This is a genomic window from Balneola sp., assembly GCA_003712055.1.
Lineage (GTDB): Bacteria > Bacteroidota > Rhodothermia > Balneolales > Balneolaceae > RHLJ01.
The window spans coordinates 120,189-140,318 of sequence record RHLJ01000003.1 but is presented as its reverse complement, the minus strand read 5'-3'; the positions used below and the strand labels follow the sequence as shown (position 1 = coordinate 140,318).

9 protein-coding genes are annotated in these 20,130 nt (G+C 41.3%); 5 read left to right on the top strand and 4 right to left on the bottom strand.

What is annotated here, in order from left to right:
- Positions 1-322: 322 nt before the first annotated feature.
- The 5 genes from ED557_08000 (at position 323) to ED557_07980 (ending at position 11,819) form a co-directional block, all read left to right on the top strand.
- Positions 323-2,740 (top strand): T9SS C-terminal target domain-containing protein, encoded by a 2,418-nt coding sequence (locus ED557_08000; protein RNC83715.1) that lies wholly within the window; start codon positions 323-325, stop codon positions 2,738-2,740.
- An 80-nt stretch (positions 2,741-2,820) separates the two neighbouring features.
- Positions 2,821-5,553, top strand: coding sequence for a TonB-dependent receptor (locus ED557_07995; protein RNC83714.1), 2,733 nt, complete (start codon positions 2,821-2,823; stop codon positions 5,551-5,553).
- Positions 5,554-5,613: 60 nt separating this feature from the next.
- A complete protein-coding gene (locus ED557_07990; protein RNC83713.1) occupies positions 5,614-8,997 on the top strand; it encodes a hypothetical protein in 3,384 nt (1,127 codons plus the stop codon).
- 14 nt (positions 8,998-9,011) lie between these two features.
- Complete coding sequence (locus ED557_07985) at positions 9,012-10,079, top strand: hypothetical protein (protein ID RNC83712.1); 1,068 nt, start codon at positions 9,012-9,014, stop codon at positions 10,077-10,079.
- Complete coding sequence (locus tag ED557_07980; protein RNC83711.1) at positions 10,080-11,819, top strand: hypothetical protein; 1,740 nt, start codon at positions 10,080-10,082, stop codon at positions 11,817-11,819. It abuts the gene before it with no gap.
- Positions 11,820-12,051: 232 nt separating this feature from the next.
- Here the strand turns inward: ED557_07980 and ED557_07975 are convergent, their stop codons facing one another.
- The 4 genes from ED557_07975 to ED557_07960 form a co-directional block, all read right to left on the bottom strand.
- Positions 12,052-12,357 carry a YtxH domain-containing protein gene (locus ED557_07975; GenBank protein ID RNC83710.1) on the bottom strand — a complete coding sequence of 102 codons (306 nt, stop codon included), beginning with the start codon at positions 12,355-12,357 and terminating at the stop codon, positions 12,052-12,054.
- Positions 12,358-12,433: 76 nt separating this feature from the next.
- Positions 12,434-15,562 (bottom strand): efflux RND transporter permease subunit, encoded by a 3,129-nt coding sequence (locus ED557_07970; protein ID RNC83709.1) that lies wholly within the window; start codon positions 15,560-15,562, stop codon positions 12,434-12,436.
- Positions 15,559-18,681, bottom strand: a complete 3,123-nt coding sequence (locus tag ED557_07965) for an efflux RND transporter permease subunit (protein RNC83708.1) — start codon at positions 18,679-18,681, stop codon at positions 15,559-15,561. Before ED557_07965 ends, ED557_07970 begins: the two co-directional genes overlap by 4 nt.
- A 5-nt stretch (positions 18,682-18,686) precedes the next feature.
- Complete coding sequence (locus ED557_07960) at positions 18,687-20,117, bottom strand: efflux RND transporter periplasmic adaptor subunit (GenBank protein ID RNC83707.1); 1,431 nt, start codon at positions 20,115-20,117, stop codon at positions 18,687-18,689.
- Positions 20,118-20,130 lie beyond the last annotated feature (13 nt).

Below are 20,130 nucleotides of genomic sequence, written 5' to 3'. Positions count from 1 at the left end.
ATACTTAATCTGGTGAAAAAAATTATTCTGAATGATAAAAAATTTGCGCAAAAAAAGAAGCGCTTTCACAAATATTTAATCAATTCATTTTAGTAAATAAAGTACGGTAGCGCTTTTCTTGTTTAAAAAGGCCTACTCAGAGAATAGATGTGAGAAAATTTCTCATGAGATCCGAAAAATTTCGCTTTTTATTGTTGTTTCTTTGGAAGGGTTTCTATAAAATTATCTCTCATATGTATGCTCATCCTGGAAATGTTTAACTAAGCATATTCAGAATGTTAAAAAACTATGAAACATCAATCTTAACAAATCAGGATAAAACATGATTAATGCTACTATTAAGCGATTAGCTACATTCGCTTTAGTGATGATTATGATGGTGGGTTTTGCAAATACAACATTTGCTCAGAACACACTTTACGGCGAAAACATCATTCTAGACGGTGATTTTTCTGCTGATACCTTATCTAGCAATTGGGCAACTGACATTAACAGTGGAGCAACTGCTACTATTGGAGTCACTAATAATGAGCTTTCGATTACGGATATTGTACCAGCCGGAAACCAATGGAATGTGCAAGCTATTCAGATCTTAAGTGCAGATCAGATCAGCGCTCTAGGCAATGCCGGGACAATAGAACTTACCTTTGATGCGCGCACAACTGCGGACACAAAAACTTTTCACGTTTTCTTAGGTGAAAACGGAGGAACTTGGGCAAGGTACTGGCAATCTCCTGGAGATGGGGATGTAACTGTAACTAATAGCATGGAAACTTACACCCTGGTTGCTGATGTGGATGAAACTTGGGAAAACATGAAATTTGGTTTTGAAGTTGCAACCGATACTTCCAGTTTATTTATAGACAACATTGTAGTTCGCAGTGTAAATGACAACATTCTTTTTGATGGTGGATTCGCAGGCGATACCCTAAGTTCAAATTGGGGAACAGTAACTACTGACGGTGCTGCTGCAACTTTCTCTAACACAGATGGCCAGCTAGCTATTACTGATATTACAAGTACAGGAACTACGTTCCATATTCAGGCTTTCCAGGAATTTACACAGGATCAAATTGATTCGGTGTATGCCGGGCCATATGAAATCTTCTTTGACGCTCGTGCTGAAGCAACAAAATCATTCACAGTGTATTTTGGTGAGAACGTACCAGGTGGTGGATGGACAAACTTTGGTGGAACTATCGAAGTAGGTACTGAAATGCAAACCTACTCTATGCAAGCAAATGCAACTGGTAACTTCCCAATGATGAAGTTTGGTTTTGAAGTTGGTTCAGATGCTTCAAGCGTATACTTCGACAATGTAATTGTTAGAAGAGTTCGTGAAATTAAACCAGAAGCTCCTACCTTCGGTCTTGCTACCGAAAATGGTGTAGTAACTATTTCAGCTGATGATCAATCAGATGCAGCTATGTTCGAAGTATTCTTTAGTGATACTGCGTTTACTACCACTGATGGTGGAGTTAACGTAGGTACTATTGATCCTGCGAATGGTCTTACTCTAGATCACTCTACATTAGCGCCTCACCCAACATTAGTTGATGACTTTACCGCATACTATGGTGTGGTAGCTGTTACAGGTTCAGGAACTGAAAGTGACCTTGTAGTTAGCTCTATCGAAACTAGTATGGGCGTTCAGCCAAATTACATTTCTGAAATTAGCGCTGATGATGCAGATGCAATCTTTACTGCAGTTGATACCGAGACTTTCCCAGATGCAGCTACTATTGCTAGTTACTTCCCTGAAGGTTACCAGCCTTTTACAATAAACAGTGAAAATCGTTCTATCGAGAACGGTACTGGTGGTGACGGTGATGCAGATATTTCTGGTCAAATGTGGGTCGGTTTCGAAACTGGTTCAGGAGCTGATTTCATGATCATTTATGCAGAAATTATGGATGATATTTTAGTACCTGCACCTTTAGCTAGTGGTGGTAACGGTGCCTGGAACTTTGATAGCTGGGAAATGGGCATTGGTGCCTATGCTCCTGAGTCATTCATTAGAGGATCTGACCATGATGCTTTTGAGATTGGTGATGAGCCTGATTACCAGTTCCGTGCTGGATTCTTCTCTGATGCTGCTCCATTTATTAGTGCATGGGATGGCGGTGCCGGTTCTTATGATCAATTAGTACCAAACTCAGCTACACTTGGTGATAGTTCTCAGGCAGGTATGTATCGACTACTTACTATTGTTAGTACTATTCAATTCAGTACTGTAAACACTACGTCAGTAAACTTCGATTTCCCAACAGGTACCGGAGTAACTACTGTACCATTCCAGTTTGCACTGAATGATAACGATGCTACTTCTCGAGATACTCAAATCTCCTGGTCTCCACTTGCTGGTCAGGATGACTGGTGGAATACTCCATCAAGATGGGTAACTGTTGCAATGACAGGTTTGGACGCTTCATTTACAGTTTCAAATGAAGAAGATCCTGATGCAGAAAGCCCATATGCTTTCTCATTGGAGCAAAACTATCCTAACCCATTCAACCCAAGCACAAACATTGAGTTCACATTAGCATCTGCGTCTAATGTTACTCTTGAAGTGTATAACATGCTTGGTCAAAAAGTAGCTACGCTACTTGATGGCGAAAGATTAAGTGCTGGAAGTCATCAGCAATTATTCAATGCTGCAAATCTTTCTTCTGGAATGTACTTATACAGATTAAGTACTGAGAGCTTCTCTCAATCTAGAAAAATGATGCTTATTAAATAATAGGCAGTATTCAATGTTAGGCGGGCACCATTATAGTGCCCGCTCTTTTTTTAAAACAAAAACTAAAGACTATTACGTCTATGAAACGCTTCACTCTTCTTCTTTTTGCGTTATTAATGACAAGCGCTCCCCTTCTGGCGCAAAGTAAAGGTAAGATAGCCGGAACAGTTATAGATGAATTTGGAGAACCACTTATTGGTGTTCAGGTATTTATCGATGGTACTACAAAAGGGGTATTAACTGATATTGATGGTAAGTATTCCATTGTGAATATGGATCCGGGTAAATATGTCGTTGTTTTCAGCTATATAGGTTTTGCAACAACAAGAGTACAGGAGGTGGAAGTAATCCTGGGGTTAACCACCGAAGTTGACGTAACCATGAATGAAGAGGTTATAGAAGGTCAGGAAGTAATTGTAACCGCTGAACGACCTATTGTAGAAAAAGACAGGACTACTACTACTGCTTACATAAGCTCCGAGCAGCTTGAAGCGCTTCCGATTGTAAATTTGAGTGAAGCTATTAATCAGCAAGCCGGGGTAGTTGACGGTCACTTTAGAGGGGGAAGAATTGGTGAAGTTTCGTATTTGGTAAATGGGGTGCCAATTAACAACGCATTTAGTAACGGAGCTTCTTTTGATGTGGAACAAAATATGGTTTCCAGTCTGGAAGTAATTAGTGGGGTATTTAATGCAGAATATGGACAAGCTCTTAGTGGGGTAGTTAATATTGTAACTAAAGGAGTAGGTTCCGAATGGACAGGAAATTTTCTTGGCTATGCAGGCACTATTGTAAGTGATAGAGAGCTTGAGTTTGTAACAAGAAATACCTCTCAAACTAGTTTCCTGGGGGTTAGTGATTTTTCAAATGAAACCTTTTCATATACAGAGGCTTCCTCAACATTCGAAGAACGTGATATGCAGGTTTCTCTAGGTGGTCCGATCATTAAAGATAAGCTTGGTATTCAGGCTACTCTTAGATATGTAAATAATCCCGGTCATTTGATTGGAAGAGATTTATACCGACCAAGCGATTTACAATCTGGTGTTTCGGGTAGTGGAGATCCTAGTACCTGGCTGATCAATGCTTCAGGAACTGGTGATTTTTACGAGATGAATAACCAGGAAAGAATTTCAATGAATGCATCGGTGGTGTATGAGTTTAACAGCCGATTAAAATTAGATTACAACCTGTTTTATCAAACTGGAGATGGTAGAAATTACAATCAGGCATATAAGTACAATCCATTCGGTACTAATAAATACTATTTCCAAAACCAGACTCACATTTTAGGTCTGAGATACACGATGGGGGATAATTCTTTTGCAAACGTTTCTTACAGCTTCTTGAATGATAGAGATGATAATTATCTGTATGATGACGTTGATGCTTCAGGAATATTAGATTCAAGATATGTTGCTCCTGAACTTTCTACTCAGCAGGGTCAGGATGCCTTCAACATGGGTGGAAATGATCTGTTTTCGAGCAGAGGAATTACTCAATCTCATACTATCGTTGCAGATTACACCTCACAAGTAAATAATATTGTACTATGGAAAACAGGGGTTTCTGCAAGGTTCCACAGTCTCGAAAATGAATCATTTGGTATTCTAGTTTTACCTGATGAAACAGCATTTAGGGGAGACAACCAGCTAGACAACAATTTATTAGATGTTAATCCTTGGGAAGGAGCCGGATATTCTCAGGTAAAACTTGAATTCGACAACCTAATCGTAAATGCCGGACTTAGATTCGATTATTTTGAGCCTGATTTCGTGGTTCCAATTGATGTAGCTCAGGCAAGCGAAGAAATGATTCCAGATCCAAGCAGCCCTGGTGATTCGTTATTCAACCGTACAGACGCTGACCCTACTTTCCAGTTAAGCCCAAGATTAGGAGTAGCTTTTCCAATTTCTGAAACAGGTGTAATGAGATTCTCTGCTGGGTTATTTTTCCAAACCCCTCAGTTGAGCTTATTATACTCTAACAACGAGTTTGACAGAAACCCAGGGGCTGCCACCTTCTCTTATGGTAACGCAAACCTTGAGCCAGAGCGTACTCTTCAATTTGAGGTCGGTCTTCAACAAGGTCTTACTGAAACCTTAGGATTAGACTTAACTGTATTCTCAAAAGATATTCGTAAGCTGGCTGGTAACGAAGTAGTGAGAAGTGCGGTAGGTATTCCGGTGAGTCGTCTGGAGAATATTGATTATGGTACGGTAAAAGGGGTGACTCTTTCACTATACCAACGTGGAAATCTTCCAGTAACCTGGACTTTTGACTATACTCTGCAATTCGCCAGTGGATCAGCATCTGATCCTAATGAGCGATTTAATCGATTTGTAAATGGAGCCGATGATATCATTAGCATCAATCGACTAAACTGGGACAGAAGGCATGTACTTAATAACTCAATTACATGGGTAAGTAAATTTGGTCTTACTATTTCCTCAATAAACAGTCTTCAAACAGGAAATCCTTATACCTCAATTCGTGACTTCCTACAGTCGAATGTTCCAAATAATGAAAATGCACCAACATGGTTCAACTCAGACATGCGAGTGTATTACAAGCCACCAGTAGTTTCTCATGATATTGAACTCTTCCTTCAGGTAGATAATGTATTCGATACTAATCCACACTTTGGTATTTATACGGATACTGGTTTGGCAGATGAATCCACTGCGTTAGCAAGAAGACTTGCTGGTGGAGGACAACCCGGTGGTCTTAATACTTATGAGGAGTGGTATTTGGATGAGTCCAGAAGAGGTGCTCCCCGATCCGTTAAACTTGGCTTAAGCTATAATTTCTAAAAGTATCTAAGAATGTTAAATAGAATAGTTAAAAGATCATTTTTTGTACTTATCGTACTATTGTCTTGGTCAAGTGCCGAGGCTCAACAAACTATTCCTGATTCAGCAGATGGTGTTGTATACAGGGGTGATTTTGAAAGTGTAGCTCGCGGGGTTATTGATGGTAACCTTATCGAAACCAACTTTAGGAATCATGGTGAACTTTCTCGATGGAATGACCTTCCATGGGGGGTCTGGCCGAGAGGTGTAGGTGGTCGGCATATTGATGGAGTTGGTGTGGTAGTATCTGCTTATGTAGATGCACTGTATTCCGACAGAGTAGATAATGTTCAGGAGTATATCGACTTCTTTGGTTCTGGCTTTGGAGCAGATACGACACTTAATCCGGTGAGCATTAATTATCGACAAGCCGGAGCAAGGATTAGCCCTTACAGTGGCGATCTTTGGGGTTGGTTGCCGTTACCTGGTTTCAATAATCCATTGAGAATTGACCCGGTAACACTGGGAGCTGCTCCTGTACCTGCTTTATCCAATGACATGACTTCCTGGCCTTCATTTTGGCCGGATAGGTTGGGTGAGGATGATCCGGGTTGGCCAGGAACCTGGAATGGTAGAGATGGAAGGTTCGCTAGTGCTGATTTGGAATCCTACTATGTAATGGATGACTTTTCAGATCTTGAATATGCAGCCAATATCGAAACTACAGGTCCTCATAGCGCATTAGGAGTTTACTTTCCAAGTCCTAATGAAGATCCAACTATGGGTGGTTTAGGGCTTCAGACACAAATTCGATTATTCCAATGGGCAAATATCCTCGCAGAGGATACCATGTTCATCATCTATCGAGTGACCAACAAAAGTGAAAATGATCAAACTCGTTTATTTTTCTCCCAGATTGTTGATTATGGCTTAGGGGTAGAAGAGGATGATGATAATGCCAATTATGATCCATTTCTGGATTTGGTATTTGGTTGGGATTCTGATGGTATTGGAGAACCTACTCAAGCAGGGGATTCACCATATGAAACTGGTTATACCGGTTTTGCTTTCCTGGAGTCACCTGCAAATGACGTAAATGCAATTGATGATGATTTGGATGGTATTACAGATGAATCAAGATTCGATGAGAATTACTTGTTATTCACAACATTAAGTGAGATTACTACCTATGCATCTGGTCAGTATGACGTAGCGCAGTTTGAGGTATTTCACGGTGAGCCTGTTGAGGATCGACCTGCTGCTGATGCAGAGCGTTGGTTTACAACCGATGAAAATCTGGATTGGGTTGGTTTTAATGATGCCAATGATAACGGAGTATTTGATTCCGGTGAAACATTGAACAATGATGTGGGCCGAGATGGTTTAGGTCCTTTTGAACTTGAGTACCCTGGTCCTGATGAAGGAGAAGGAGATGGACTTCCTACAAATGGTGAGCCGAACTACAACGAACTTGATGTTGATGAATCAGATCAGATTGGTTTAACTGGTTTCGATTTGAACACACGTCCATTTTACGAAAGTGGAGATAACTTGAGAGATGACACCTGGTTATTTGAACGAATAGCATTAACCCTATTCTCAAATCCGGATTACGTAGAACCTTCAACAGTAGTAGCTGATGAGCCGTTTATCCTGTTTACATCAGGTGAGGTTGAGTTGTTTTCTGAAAACGACCCAACAGCAAAGTCTACTGACTTCTTCTCAACAGCCTGGATCTTTGGTAGCGATGAAGATGACTTCTTCAAAAACCGAAGAACGGTTCAGAATATTTATAACTCTGACTACAACTTCGCTCAGCCACCTATTACCCCGACATTATCAGCAGTAGCTGGAGACAATCAGGTCCTGCTATCTTGGGATACTCTTTCCATTAGAAGTTTCGACAGGTTCTTACAGGATTTCGATTTCGAGGGCTACCGACTATATAAAGGAACGGATAACCTATTAAGTGATGCGAGAACTATTACAGATGTAAATGGTACTCCTACATTTTACGAGCCAATAGCTCAATGGGATTTAGACAATGAGTTTTCTGGAAACATCACGGTACTTGAAGGTGAAGCAGTATATAACCTTGGAGACAATACCGGGCTTCAGTTTTTCTATGTAGATAATGACGTTACTAACGGGAAAATATACTACTACGCAATTGTAGCTTACGACCGCGGAATCCCATCTGCGGGAGGCGATGACCCCGGTATCGATCCTCAGGAAAATACTTTTAGAATTGCATTAAACGCTGCTGGATCGGTTACCGGTACGTCTTCAAATGCGGCTATTGTGATTCCAACTACACTACCTGCAGGGTATGTTCAGGGAGGATCTACGGTAGATCTTAGTAGTGTAACTACAGGTACGGCAACCGGGTTTGCTTCAGTAGATATTATCATCGACTCAGAGGTAAATGATGATAATGCATACGAAGTAACCTTTGGCGCTACTGATTCAGATCTTGGGGTATACCGGGAAACAAGTACCTATAGTGTAAGGGAGCTAACAGAAGGTGTAGATGTGATAAGCGCCAGTGATTACTCTTCCGCTTCAAGTATCGTTGATGGCTTTATCATCAATTTCTCAAATGATACTCCAGGAGATATCATTGAAAACAGAACGGGATGGATCTCAAATGAAGGCCAGGAAAATGAACTATTTGGTCTTGATCCTTCTGAATTAGATGGTTTAAGTACGGATTGGCAACTTTCCATTGCTCCGGATGATGATCTTGTTACGGTTAATTTTGTTCGTACCGATCATGATTATGAGTTGCTATTTGTAGATCCGGCTGATAGTACTTATCGACCTCCGCTTTTATTCGGACAAGGTTTTACACGTGTTGATCTACCTGTATTTGCAAGAAATGTGACTACCGGTGACCAAGCTGATCTCTTCTTTAGAGATAATGATGGAACAGGTACGATATCAGGAGGAGATGTTCTGTTTATTTCAGAAGCAGATTCATTAAATCGTCAAATCTACAGGTTTACAATAAGCGTCTTTGCAGATGGAGAGGGCACACCTCCTTCGCCAGGTGATAAAATCAGAGTATCGACTACCCGCCAATTCGGACCTGATGATACATTCAGATTCGGAGTCACCAGTGGTACCGTAGACAATGATCTTGCCAGCCAGGAACTGGATGATATCTTTGTTGCACCAAACCCATATTTAGGAGCTGCATCCTGGGAAAGAGGAAGTAGTTCAATCGGTAGGGGTGAGAGGAAAATTGAATTCTTCAACCTGCCAAGGTTATGTACCATCAGGATTTTCAACATCCGTGGGGAGTTGATAAGAACCATAGAGCACAGTGGGGCTTTAAATGATGGTTCAGCTTCCTGGGATCTTAAATCCAACGATAGCGAAGATGTTGCCTATGGCATTTATTTCTACCATGTAGAAGCACCGGGAGTTGGTGAATTCACCGATAAATTTGCAATTGTGAAATAAGAGCGAGCCAAACAATGAAAAAAATGAATAAAAAACTTTTTCTTACTCAACTAGTTCTAGTGCTTGCTTTTTCACAAGTGAGTGCACAATCAACAAATGGTAGTAGGGTTGGTACAACAGCGGCACAATTCCTGACACTCGGGGTTGGCGCCAAAGGAGCCGCCCTTGGAAATGCAAATTCGGTATATGTATCAGGAGCTGAAGCCTTATTCTGGAACCCTGCAGGTATTGCAGCACCCAATGATGGAGATACCTACAATTCAGGGTTCTTTAGTGTTAATGAGTATTTCGTAGATGTAAATATTTACGGAGCAGGTCTTGTAATTCCTGTAGGTAAAGAGCCAGGAAAAAATGTAGGTCTTGGTTTAAACTACGTCGATTATGGGCGAATGCTTGTTCGCACGGTTGAAGATCAGGATGGAATAGGCTCCACTTTTGGGGCTTATGATTTAAGTCTTGGTGTTACCTATGCTCAAAACCTGACAGAGTCATTCCGGTTTGGTGGTACTGCAAAGTTTATCCAACAAAGAATTTACGATATGAGTGCAGAAGCCTTTGCTCTTGATCTTGGATTCCAGTTGGAGACCCAATACCTGAATGGAATTACGATTGGAGCATCAATAAGCAACTTTGGTAATAATATGCAGATGAGTGGTATTAATACGGAAGAGTTTATCGATCAGGATCCAAATAGCGAAGGTAATAATGATGCAATCGTTGGGAATGTTAAGCTTGATGAATGGGAACTTCCTTTATCATTCAAGTTTGGGGTGATGGTTCCTGCAATTAAAAGAGAAAACCTCGAATTCAAATTAATGAGTGAGGTACAGCAAACTAACGATAACTTCCTAAACCTCGACTCGGGAACAGAGCTTAGTTACCTGTCTAATACGGTTAAATTTCATGTTAGAGGTGGTTACAGAGACCTCTTCCTTGGAGACGATGTGGATTCCCACATCACCTACGGAGCTGGGTTTACTCTAAAAACTTCAAGCGGATTGGCAATTGGGGTTGACTTTGCACAGGTACCTTTCGAATATTTAGGCAACACAACAATAGTAGACCTTAAAATCTATTACTAAATGACAGACTTATTTAAGTCGAATAAAGGCTGCTTCACTTGGAGGCAGCCTTTGTTATTTGCCCTAATCCTTATACTCTTTATCGGTTGCAAAGAGGAGCCCGTACACAGGGATTATGAAGTTCTCTTCGAAGTAAATGGAATTGAACGAACCGTTTTCGATTTCGAAAGCAATTATGTAGAACATCTCATAAAGACGGGTAGAAACGATACAAGAAGAGAGAGGTATGATTTTCTGAATCAGATGATTGATAATCTTGTGTTAGGTGATGCAGCTGAAGCAAGAGGATTGCTGGATCATCCCACGTATCTGGGAGCATTGTATTTCCAGGAAAGAAAATCGATGATGGACTTTTACTTCGTCGATGAAATGGGAAAACTCATAGACCCTCCTACCGATGAAGAAGTACGTCTGGCTTACGCCAAAAAGCAGCGTAAAGTATTTGTCCGTCAACTCTTTTCTCTTCAAGAAGAAGAACTGTTAGAATCGTACGACAGGTTAAGAAACGGGGAGGATTTTATTGATGTAGCCAATGATTTTTTTGAAACAGAAGAATACGATGAGAATGCAGGCTACCTTGGGCCGATAAGTTATTTTGGAGTAGATGATGCTTTTGCGGAGGCTGCTTTTTCAACGAACCAGGGAGAATTTACTGCTCCTGTTCGGTCCCGTTTTGGTTTTCACATCATTTATGTCGAATACATCGAATTCCCTGCTATGCTGGCTGAAGATGACTACCAATATCGAAAGCCGGGTATATCAAGTCAGGTTAAATTGAGGAAACAACAAATCGTTTCAAATGATTATGTAAGAGATTTGATGGGGAGTCTTTCGGTGGAACCTGATGCTGAAAACCTGTCGGCATTACGGGAAGTGATTCTTCAGTTGGATGGAGATGAAATTGCGAATACTACTTCGACTAATGAGAATCAGCCAGATCGATGGACCGATCAAAGGTTAGAAGAACTGGAAGCTTCATTTGATAATGAAACCATATTGGCTACTTATGTATTTGGTGGTGAACGAGCGGATTTTACCTTCGAGGATTATTTGAACTGGCTTCCATATTTGCCTTTTATTGAGTCAAAAAATCGGACCGGTGCTTCCGTAGGAAGGGGAATGAGAAATGAAGTGCTTTTTAAAATTGCTGAGCGAGAAGGTTACAAGGAGGATGACAGAGTAATAGGTAAGGTAAAAGAACGTGGATATGATATCCTTTCCGATTTGTACCAATACGAACTTACTTTAGAGGCGCTGACCGATACCTCCACAATTACAGTTCCAAATACATTCAGAGATCGGTTGATAAATAACAGGCATCTGCTGCTCAAAGCCGGATATTGGAAAATATATGCTGAGGATCTTTCCGAAGCAGAAAGAATAAAAGCGGATATTCAAAACGGTGAGTTACCAATCAGTTACGATACCTATGAAGAAGTGGACTATCAAACTATTGATCCTTCAAATAAGGACTTTGATTTAGTCCAGAAGAGTTTAATTAAACAACCCATACTGGCCTTTTCAGCGACGGATGGATGGATGGTACTAAACGTTACTGACAGGGAAGTGACAGAGGTAAGTAATACTACTGCAGTTGCTGATATCGAAACAAGATTCAAAGTGTACAGCACGATAAACGGAGAAATAGAGGAGTTAAGAGAAGCGGCTGTAATTAAAGTGGACACCCTTCTCTTCGACAATATCTACGAGGTATGGAATAGAGAGAAAGAATCCTCTTAAAGAGGCTAATCTGGTTACTTCGTCTCTAAGCTATAGCGCTCTCTTTCAGTGTCATCCTCAATCTGTCTGCCGACAGGCAGGTTTGTTTAGGATCTGTAAAGTATGATTATTCGTTGATATATCGATCGCTTAGTCAACGTTTGGTTCCTGTACAGATCCTGGGTTTTTGCCTGGAATGACGGAAAGGAGGGTGTAAGATGAAAGAGACAGGTATTATTAGCAGTCGAGTCTGTTAGCCTTGCTCCGAAGAATCAATAGAAGCCAATAAATCTTCAGCTTCTTTGATCAAGTCTTCGGCCTTTTCTTTGGCATCAGATACTACTTTTTCACCTTTCTCCTTAGCTTCAGAAATGAGTTTTTGCTTCTCTTTTCTTAGCTCTGATATCAGGTCAACCAATTCATCTCTGTAATTGCTTAACCGGTAAGAAAGACGGTCTCTTGTATTCTTTCCTGTATCGGGAGCATATAATAAAGCCAATACAGTTCCGGTTAATGCACCCGTCAATAATCCTGCTAAAAAATTTCCTGATTTACTCATGACATTATTGTTTAATTAATTACCCAACAATAGGTAAAACCATTCTCAATTACCATTTTTATAAAGTTAGAAAATATTATGTAGTTGCTATCTGAACTACTTTTTCTCTTCTCCTAAAGAGTTTTCTGAACCATATAATAACCTGCTTAAAGCCGACAGAGATTGCCGGGGTAATAAACAGCGTAAAGATTACTCCAAAGGATAAGCCTCCAATTACAGTTTTCGCAAGAGGAGACCAGATTTCAGCTCCAGCACCTAATTCTAGTGAAAGAGGAATCATAGAGCAGACTGTAGTAATGGCAGTTAGAAGAATTGGTCTCATTCGTCGAGTACATGCTTCTAAAATAGCCTCCATAAAATCGGAACCAGGGGTTAAATCAAATGTTCTTCCTTTTGTATAGAGATGCATATAGTCGACGAGTACAATTCCATTGTTTACTATAATCCCGACCAGCATAAAGAGTCCGATTTGCGCGGTTTGACTAAGGGTTTCACCAATAAAAAACAGGAACATTAGTGCTCCAAACATGGCCATAAAGATGCATAGCCAGATCACAAATGGATCCCTGAAATTTTCGAATAGTGATGCCATAATCATAAACATCAAAACTATAGCAGCTAATCCGGCGAACAGGAAGTCACTGAAATCAGATTGGAAAAAGCTGGTAGCTCCGGTAAAGTCGTAACGGTAACCATCCGGAAGCACTACTTCATTCTCAAGGAAATCTATTATGAGAGGTCTGTACTCAGAAGCACTTCCAGTTACCTGAATGTTTACATCGAGTAGTATTTCACGATTTCTTTTACTGAATCCATCCACACCTTGTACTTGTTCAAAATTTCCAACAGCCATCACAGGAATTCGCTGATCCTCGAATTGAGCCAATTCCAGATCAAAAAGGTCGTCACGCGATGTCAATGCATCTTTTGATGTTCTTACTTCAATTGGGATTTCCCTTCCTTCGGTTCTGTAGAATCCTGCCTGGTTACCTAATGTTTGGGTTCGCAAGGCATTGGCAATTTGAAGGGTAGTGGTATTTAATTTGTTGATGCGTTCCCTATCCAGCATGAATTGTAATTCCGGGGTAGGATCAGTTCTTCCATTATCTACCGAAACTACGGTTGGATCTTCTAAAAGCCTGTTTTCAATTTTCGAAGAAATATCAGTTAATACGGAGATGTCCGGGCCTACAAGCGTTAAGCGAATAGAGTTATTACCCCCACGGAAGCCACGGCCTCCAAAACTGTTTCCTCCCTCAACCGATACATTTACTCTTGTTCCTGGGGAAGTGAGCTGCTGCCTAAGCTTAGCGGCATACTCTATGGTTGAGATTTCGCGGTCGTCTACAGAAACTAGTGCAAGGCTAAAACGCCCGGTATTACTTTGAGCTACCCAACGACTTCGGCCAATTGAAGATACTATGGTTTCAATTTCAGCATCTGTCTTCATTGAATCATAAAAGGCATTCATAACCTGATACGTGTTCTGAAGTTTGCTGCCTTCAGGGAGTCGAACGCTGATATCTATCTCCCCTGAATCAGTTTCCGGGAAACCTTCTTTTTCGATGGTATTGAATAAGTAAAATGTGCCGACCACAATTACTGCTAATAAAGCGGTTGGTAACCATTTGTTATGGAGGAACCAGTTTAGAACTTTTGAGTATCCTTTTTCCATTTTGGAAATGGCTTTAAACATGAAGTTTCTTCTGTTAAACTGATTACCGTCTAATAACAGCACTGACAGGACAGGAACTATAACAACCGAAGAGATGAAGGACATCCCGATAGCAAAACAGATTGTAAGTGCGAAGTCGCGGAGTAGATCTGCCTGAAAACCAGTCATCATGATAATAGGAATGAATACTCCCAGGGTAGTTAAGGTAGAACCTAATAGGGCACCAATTACCTCATTAGTACCTGTTAGTGCTGCCTGATACCTAGAGAAGCCTTCTTCGAGTTTTCGTGCAATACTTTCCGTAACAACAATCGCATTGTCTACCAATAGACCGATAGCAAGGGCTAACGCTGATATGGTAAGGGTGTTCAAGGTGAGGTCAGTAGCGTACATTGCTGCGAAACTTGCTGCAATAGAGACTGGGATAGTCACTGCTACAATAGCTGAAATACGCCATCCTCCCATAAATATTACAATTACCAATATCACTACAAAAAGAGCGATTAAAGCGGACTGAGATAAATTACTGATAGACTCATCAATCACCCTGCCCTGATCTGAAAGTATCCGTAGTTCCGTGCCCGGAGGAAGAATTTCATTTATCTCAGGTACAATAGCCTTTACTGCATTTACGACATCCAGCGTATTTGCATCGGAATTTTTTTGAACCTCTACAGATACACTATTTCGTCCATTAACCCTTACGAAATTTGTTACCTCCGTAAAACCATCAGAAACCGTAGCAACATCCTTTACCCGGACCGGAATACCATCCTCAGTAACCGTAACAATAGTATTAGCGATCTCTTCAACACTATTATACATGGATTGTGCACGTACACTATAGCTGATATTCTGAGCTACTACATTCCCCACAGGTAGCTGAGCATTGTTATCTCGAATGGCACTTTCGATATCATCAGGAACCAGCTTATGCTGAGCCAATTGCATAGGGGTAACATCTACATAAATTCGTCGTTCCAGCCCTCCTTGAGTTTCAGCAGAAGCTAAGCCAACAATACGCTCTAAACGAGGCTCTACAAGATCAATAGCAAGATTCCGTAGCTCATCCAGGCCTTTGATATCTGAATTGATGCTCAATTGCATAATAGGTTGGTTATCAGGATCGAACTGGAATACTACCGGTTCTCGCGCTTGTTCAGGAATCTGATCCCGTATTTGATCGATAGCCTTCTGAACCTTTAGTTCGGTTTTTCGGATGTTCGTCCCTTCATAGAGCCTCATGATAATAAAGGCGCTACCCCTGCTAATTCGGGCTTCTAAAGACTCAATTCCTTCAATTCCCGAAAGAGCACCTTCAATAGGCTCTACCAAAATCCGGTTTATGTCTTCCGGAGCTACATTCGTGTAGCCAGTAGATACCGCGAGTATTGGAATATTATATTCCGGATTGAGTGTTACTCTTAAATTGGTAAGTGAGAAAATCCCAAAGCCAACCGTGATGATTGTAACCATAATCACAGTTATTGGGCGCTTGAGGATACCTCCGGTTAGGTTGAATTTTTTCATACTGGCTCCGTTTCAGCTAGGGGGTCAACTTTGTGTACAGCATCAAAGCCAAGGCTTGATACTGCTTTGTTAATTACATTGTAGATACAGGGAACTACAAAAAGCATGAGAATGGTGGACATACTTAATCCGCCAATTACTGTTCTGGCCATAGGGCTCCAAGTTTCAGATCCTTCTCCAAGCTCAAGTGCTAGTGGTACCATCGATAGAATGGTTGTGAAGGCTGTCATTAATATAGGGCGTAACCTTCGGGTAGCACCAGTTACAATGGCTTCTTTGCGATCTTTACCACGAGCTTGAAGAATTTTGATATAGTCAATCATTACAATCCCATTGTTCACTACAATACCGGAGAGTAATATCAATCCCACCATGGAGGTAACACTTATACTCGTTCCAGTTACCCAAAGAACAAGCAGTACCCCAGACAGTGCAAGCGGAATGGTAAAGAATATGATGAAAGGCTCAAGAAGGCTTTCAAATTGGGAAGCCATTACCATATAGGTAAGAATACCTGCGATCAGGAAAGCAATCATGAGGAAATTAAACGACTCTGCTTGCTCTTCTGCTGAGCCTGCAAGCTCATAACGATATCCATCCGGCCATTCTATAGTGTCCAGAATTTCTCTGGCTTGAGTAGATGCCGTTTTTAGATCAATGCCATCTAACTCCGTTCGGATTTCAGTAACCCTTTCCTGATTAATACGAGTTACATTTGTCGGACCACTGTAGCGTTCAATTCTGGCAAGATTTTTTAGAGGCATCCATTCCCCGGAAGAGGTCTGGATTTGAATATTCTCTAAGTCGTTAGATTGGGCTTTATCTCTTGGGTCCAGTTCAACAAGCACCTCAAATTCTACTCCCTGGTCTACAAAACTGGTTGCTACATTTCCTTTTACAGCATTACTCAATGCATTTGCAACCTGGTTAGTCGTAAGACCAACCAGCGAAATTCTTTCTCTATCCATAATAAGGCGTAATTCAGGCCTGCCTTCATCAGCAGTACTATAGGCACTTACAACACCATCCATTTCAATCAATCGCTCTTTGATTCCATCAGATAGGGCTTTTCTTTGCTCACCTTCATAACCAAAGAGCTGTACAATAAGCCCGTTCTCACCATCAGGGCTCAATGGGTCTTGTATGGTTTCCTGAATATCTACACCAGGTACAATGGTAACATCCTGTAGCAATTTGCTTACGATTTCAAACTGTGTTCGGTCTCGCTCAGCCTGTGGCACTAATTCCACTCTAACGATACCCTGATACCCTCCCGGACTATCCGCACCTTCAATCCCTTCTTTATCTCCATAATCAGAAACAACTAATCGAGCTTCCGGAACGGTTTGTTGAATTACGCTTTCAACTTGCTTGATGGAGCGTTCGAGTTCAAGCAGGCTTACACCCGGCTCTCTTGCTACCTGTAGATTGAATGCACTTTCATCAACTCTTGGGAAAAACTCTCCACCTAGTTGGTTGAAGAGGGGCATGGTGGCCACAAATAGGAATACAGCAGCCAGAATTACTCCCCAGCTTCTATCGATTACCTGGGTTAGTTTTCTGGAATACCAATTCTCGAGCCTTTCAAGCCTGGTTTTGAAGAAACGGAAAAATGCATTGTCAGCTTCAAAATTAACGGTTCCCTCTTTAAAAAACTGAGAGGTCATCATTGGAATTAATGTTAATGCCACCAACGAAGAAACAGTGAGGGAGAATGAAATAGTTAATGCGAGGTCACGGAATAAGAACCCTGCAATTCCGGGTACAAAAAGAATTGGAAGGAATACCACAAGAGTAGTTAGGGTAGATATTACTACCGGTACAGCTACCTCCTTTGCACCAAGGACTGCTGCTTCTTTTTTATCAGAGCCTTGCTCCCTGAAGCGGAAGATATTCTCCAAAACTACTACGGCATCATCAACAACCAATCCAACAGCCAGGGTAAGACCAGAAAGAGAAATTATATTTAAACTCAAATTCGCAAAGTCCATTACCGCGAATGTGGTAACAATAGAAACCGGGATTGAAATAGCAATAATAAGCGCTGATCGGCCACTTCGAAGGAAAACAAGTAGGATAAGTACTACTAATACTATTGCTTGTAACCCTGTTAAAAGAAGATTGTTGATTGAAAGGCGTATAAAGTCTGCTTTGTTGGTGAGTACATTTATCTCTACATCAGCAGGTAAGCTTCGCTTTATTTCCTCAAGACTTTCTATAACTGATTCCGCTGCAGTAACAACATTGGCATCGCTTTGTCTGTAGATGTTGAGGATCACTCCATCTTCTCCGTCTACATGAACATTGCCAATTGGCTGAGCAATACCATCTTCTACAGTAGCCACATCTTTAAGGAATAATGTTTGCCCATTTCGAACGGCAACAACAGTATTCGCAATCTGGTCTACATTTTTGAAGTCGCCAATAGTTCGTAATGAATACACGGTATTCCCTTCGATCAACTGCCCAGCAGGAACCTGGATATTTTCAGCATTCAATCGACTTGCAATGGTTGCGATATCAATATTATAGAATCGCATCTGTTCATTATCGATGGTGACATTTATTTGCCGCTCCAATCCTCCGGAAGTTTCTGCAGAAGCTATTCCATTTACCCGTTCGATCCGTTGCTCTAATACCTGCTTGGAGTAGGTTCTAAGTTCCCTTGAACTTCTGGCTCCAGATGTAACTGTTAAGACAACAATGGGCTCTTGGTTAGGATCATAACTAAATACCAAAGGTGTTTCGGCATCTCTTGGTATAGAGCGTTGAACGAATCCTAATTGTTTACGAACATCATTTTCGGCTTCATAAAGGTCAGTTCCCCAGTTAAAATTTAGTTTAACTACTGAAGCCCCTTGACTGGAAAGTGAACGTACCCTGCGGATTCCGCTAATGCTTCCAATCTGCTCTTCGATGGGACGAGTTACGAGTGCTTCAATATCCTCTGGTGCTACCCCTTCATAACTTGTATACACAGTAATGGTAGGGAAGGAAACGTCAGGGTAGAGGTTTAACCTGAGTTGTGAAACTCCAAAGATGCCAAATCCAATAAGGATAAGGCTCATCATTAAAAAAGTGATCGGCCGGTCTACAGCCAGTTTAGATAATCCACCCATGACTACTAATTATTACCAGCATTAGCAGTTCGTAGGCTATCCATGAAAGCACGGCGCTCTTCCTGGCTCATGTTCTGTATTCTTTCGCGCATTTTCTGACGGTCTTCTTCACTCATATTAGCAAATGCTGCTCCGCCAGCTCCTCCCGGACGATTGCCACCCTGCCTAGCACCAGTCTGACCCTGAGGGCGTTCACCTCCACCACGTTCCCAGCCTCCGCCTGCTCCTCCCGGAGTAGCGCTGGCTACTGTTTGCTGTGGATTAGAGAAATTAGAACCAGAAGCTACACGGATTCTTCCACCGTCTTGTAATGTCTGCTGACCGGTAACTACAAAACTTTCACCTGGTCTTAATCCTGCAACTACTTCAATGCGGTCGCCTTGTTCAATACCTAGTTGAAGTTCTCTAAGCTCGACAACACTATCACCTACTGATACAAATACAGAATACTTTCGATCAAGCTGAATAGTATTTGACTCTGGTTCGATTACCGTTTCTACTTTTTCGACAAGTGCACTTCTTGGTACAACTACTGCTCTTGGCTTATTTACAATGTCGATTACATTTTCAGTAAGTACTCCCGGATAAATAGATTCTCCTACCGAAGTAAGAGAGATAACTACTTCACCTAACCCGGTTGTGGCATCCAGTTGAGGACTTTTTCTAGAAACTACACCAGTAGCTGTTGCCTGCTCTTCGTTAGAAACACGAAGCACCACAGGTTGTCCTATTTTAATAAATCTCCAGTCTTGAACAGGAAGGAAAATTTGAGTTTCGTATCCCACCAGGTTGGCAACTTCAAATAATGCCTGGTTATTAGAAGCCAAATCTCCTTCTTCACCAGTTCTGGATACGATTACACCTCTGACAGGAGAGCGTACTTCGGTGAAATCGAAATTCTCCTGTGCCTGAGTCAATGAAGCGATTGCTGACTGATATTGAGCTATGGAGTTTCTATAAGCAGCAAAAGCTATATCGTATTCTGATTCACTTATTAATGCTTTCTCTACGAGCTGTTTTTGCCGTTCAAATTGAGAGCTATCTCTCTGCATGGCGATTTTACTCTGCTCCAATTGAGCCTGAGCCTGGTTTAATTGGTCTTTAAAAGTTACATCGTTGATTTTAGCAAGAAGCTGTCCCTGTCTTACAGTGTCTCCAAGGTCGACATAAAAACGAGTTATTCGGTTACTAACCTGTGGTGCTACAGTGATGACATCCTGAGCTTTTACCGTTCCAAAAGAGCGAACCTGGTCCGCAATGGGACTTAATGTTACAGCTTGAGTTTCTACACTAGTTACTCTTCCTCCAAATCCACCTGAAGCCCAGCCACCTGATGACCAGCCGCCTCTTGAATTATTTGATTGAGATTCATCAGAGCCTCCACACCCCAATAATAAAAGCGATATGATTGATACCGAAAAGAATAGTTTTTTCACGTTGTTAAAGTAG

What these genes read in the sequence shown, in the direction of transcription:
- ED557_08000 (RNC83715.1), top strand. Translation starts at nt 323, where the DNA reads ATGATTAATGCTACTATTAAGCGATTAGCTACATTCGCTTTAGTGATG.
- ED557_07995 (RNC83714.1), top strand. Translation starts at nt 2,821, where the DNA reads ATGAAACGCTTCACTCTTCTTCTTTTTGCGTTATTAATGACAAGCGCT.
- ED557_07985 (RNC83712.1), top strand. Translation starts at nt 9,012, where the DNA reads ATGAAAAAAATGAATAAAAAACTTTTTCTTACTCAACTAGTTCTAGTG.
- ED557_07980 (RNC83711.1), top strand. Translation starts at nt 10,080, where the DNA reads ATGACAGACTTATTTAAGTCGAATAAAGGCTGCTTCACTTGGAGGCAG.
- ED557_07975 (RNC83710.1), bottom strand. Translation starts at nt 12,357, where the DNA reads ATGAGTAAATCAGGAAATTTTTTAGCAGGATTATTGACGGGTGCATTA.
- ED557_07970 (RNC83709.1), bottom strand. Translation starts at nt 15,562, where the DNA reads ATGAAAAAATTCAACCTAACCGGAGGTATCCTCAAGCGCCCAATAACT.
- ED557_07965 (RNC83708.1), bottom strand. Translation starts at nt 18,681, where the DNA reads ATGGGTGGATTATCTAAACTGGCTGTAGACCGGCCGATCACTTTTTTA.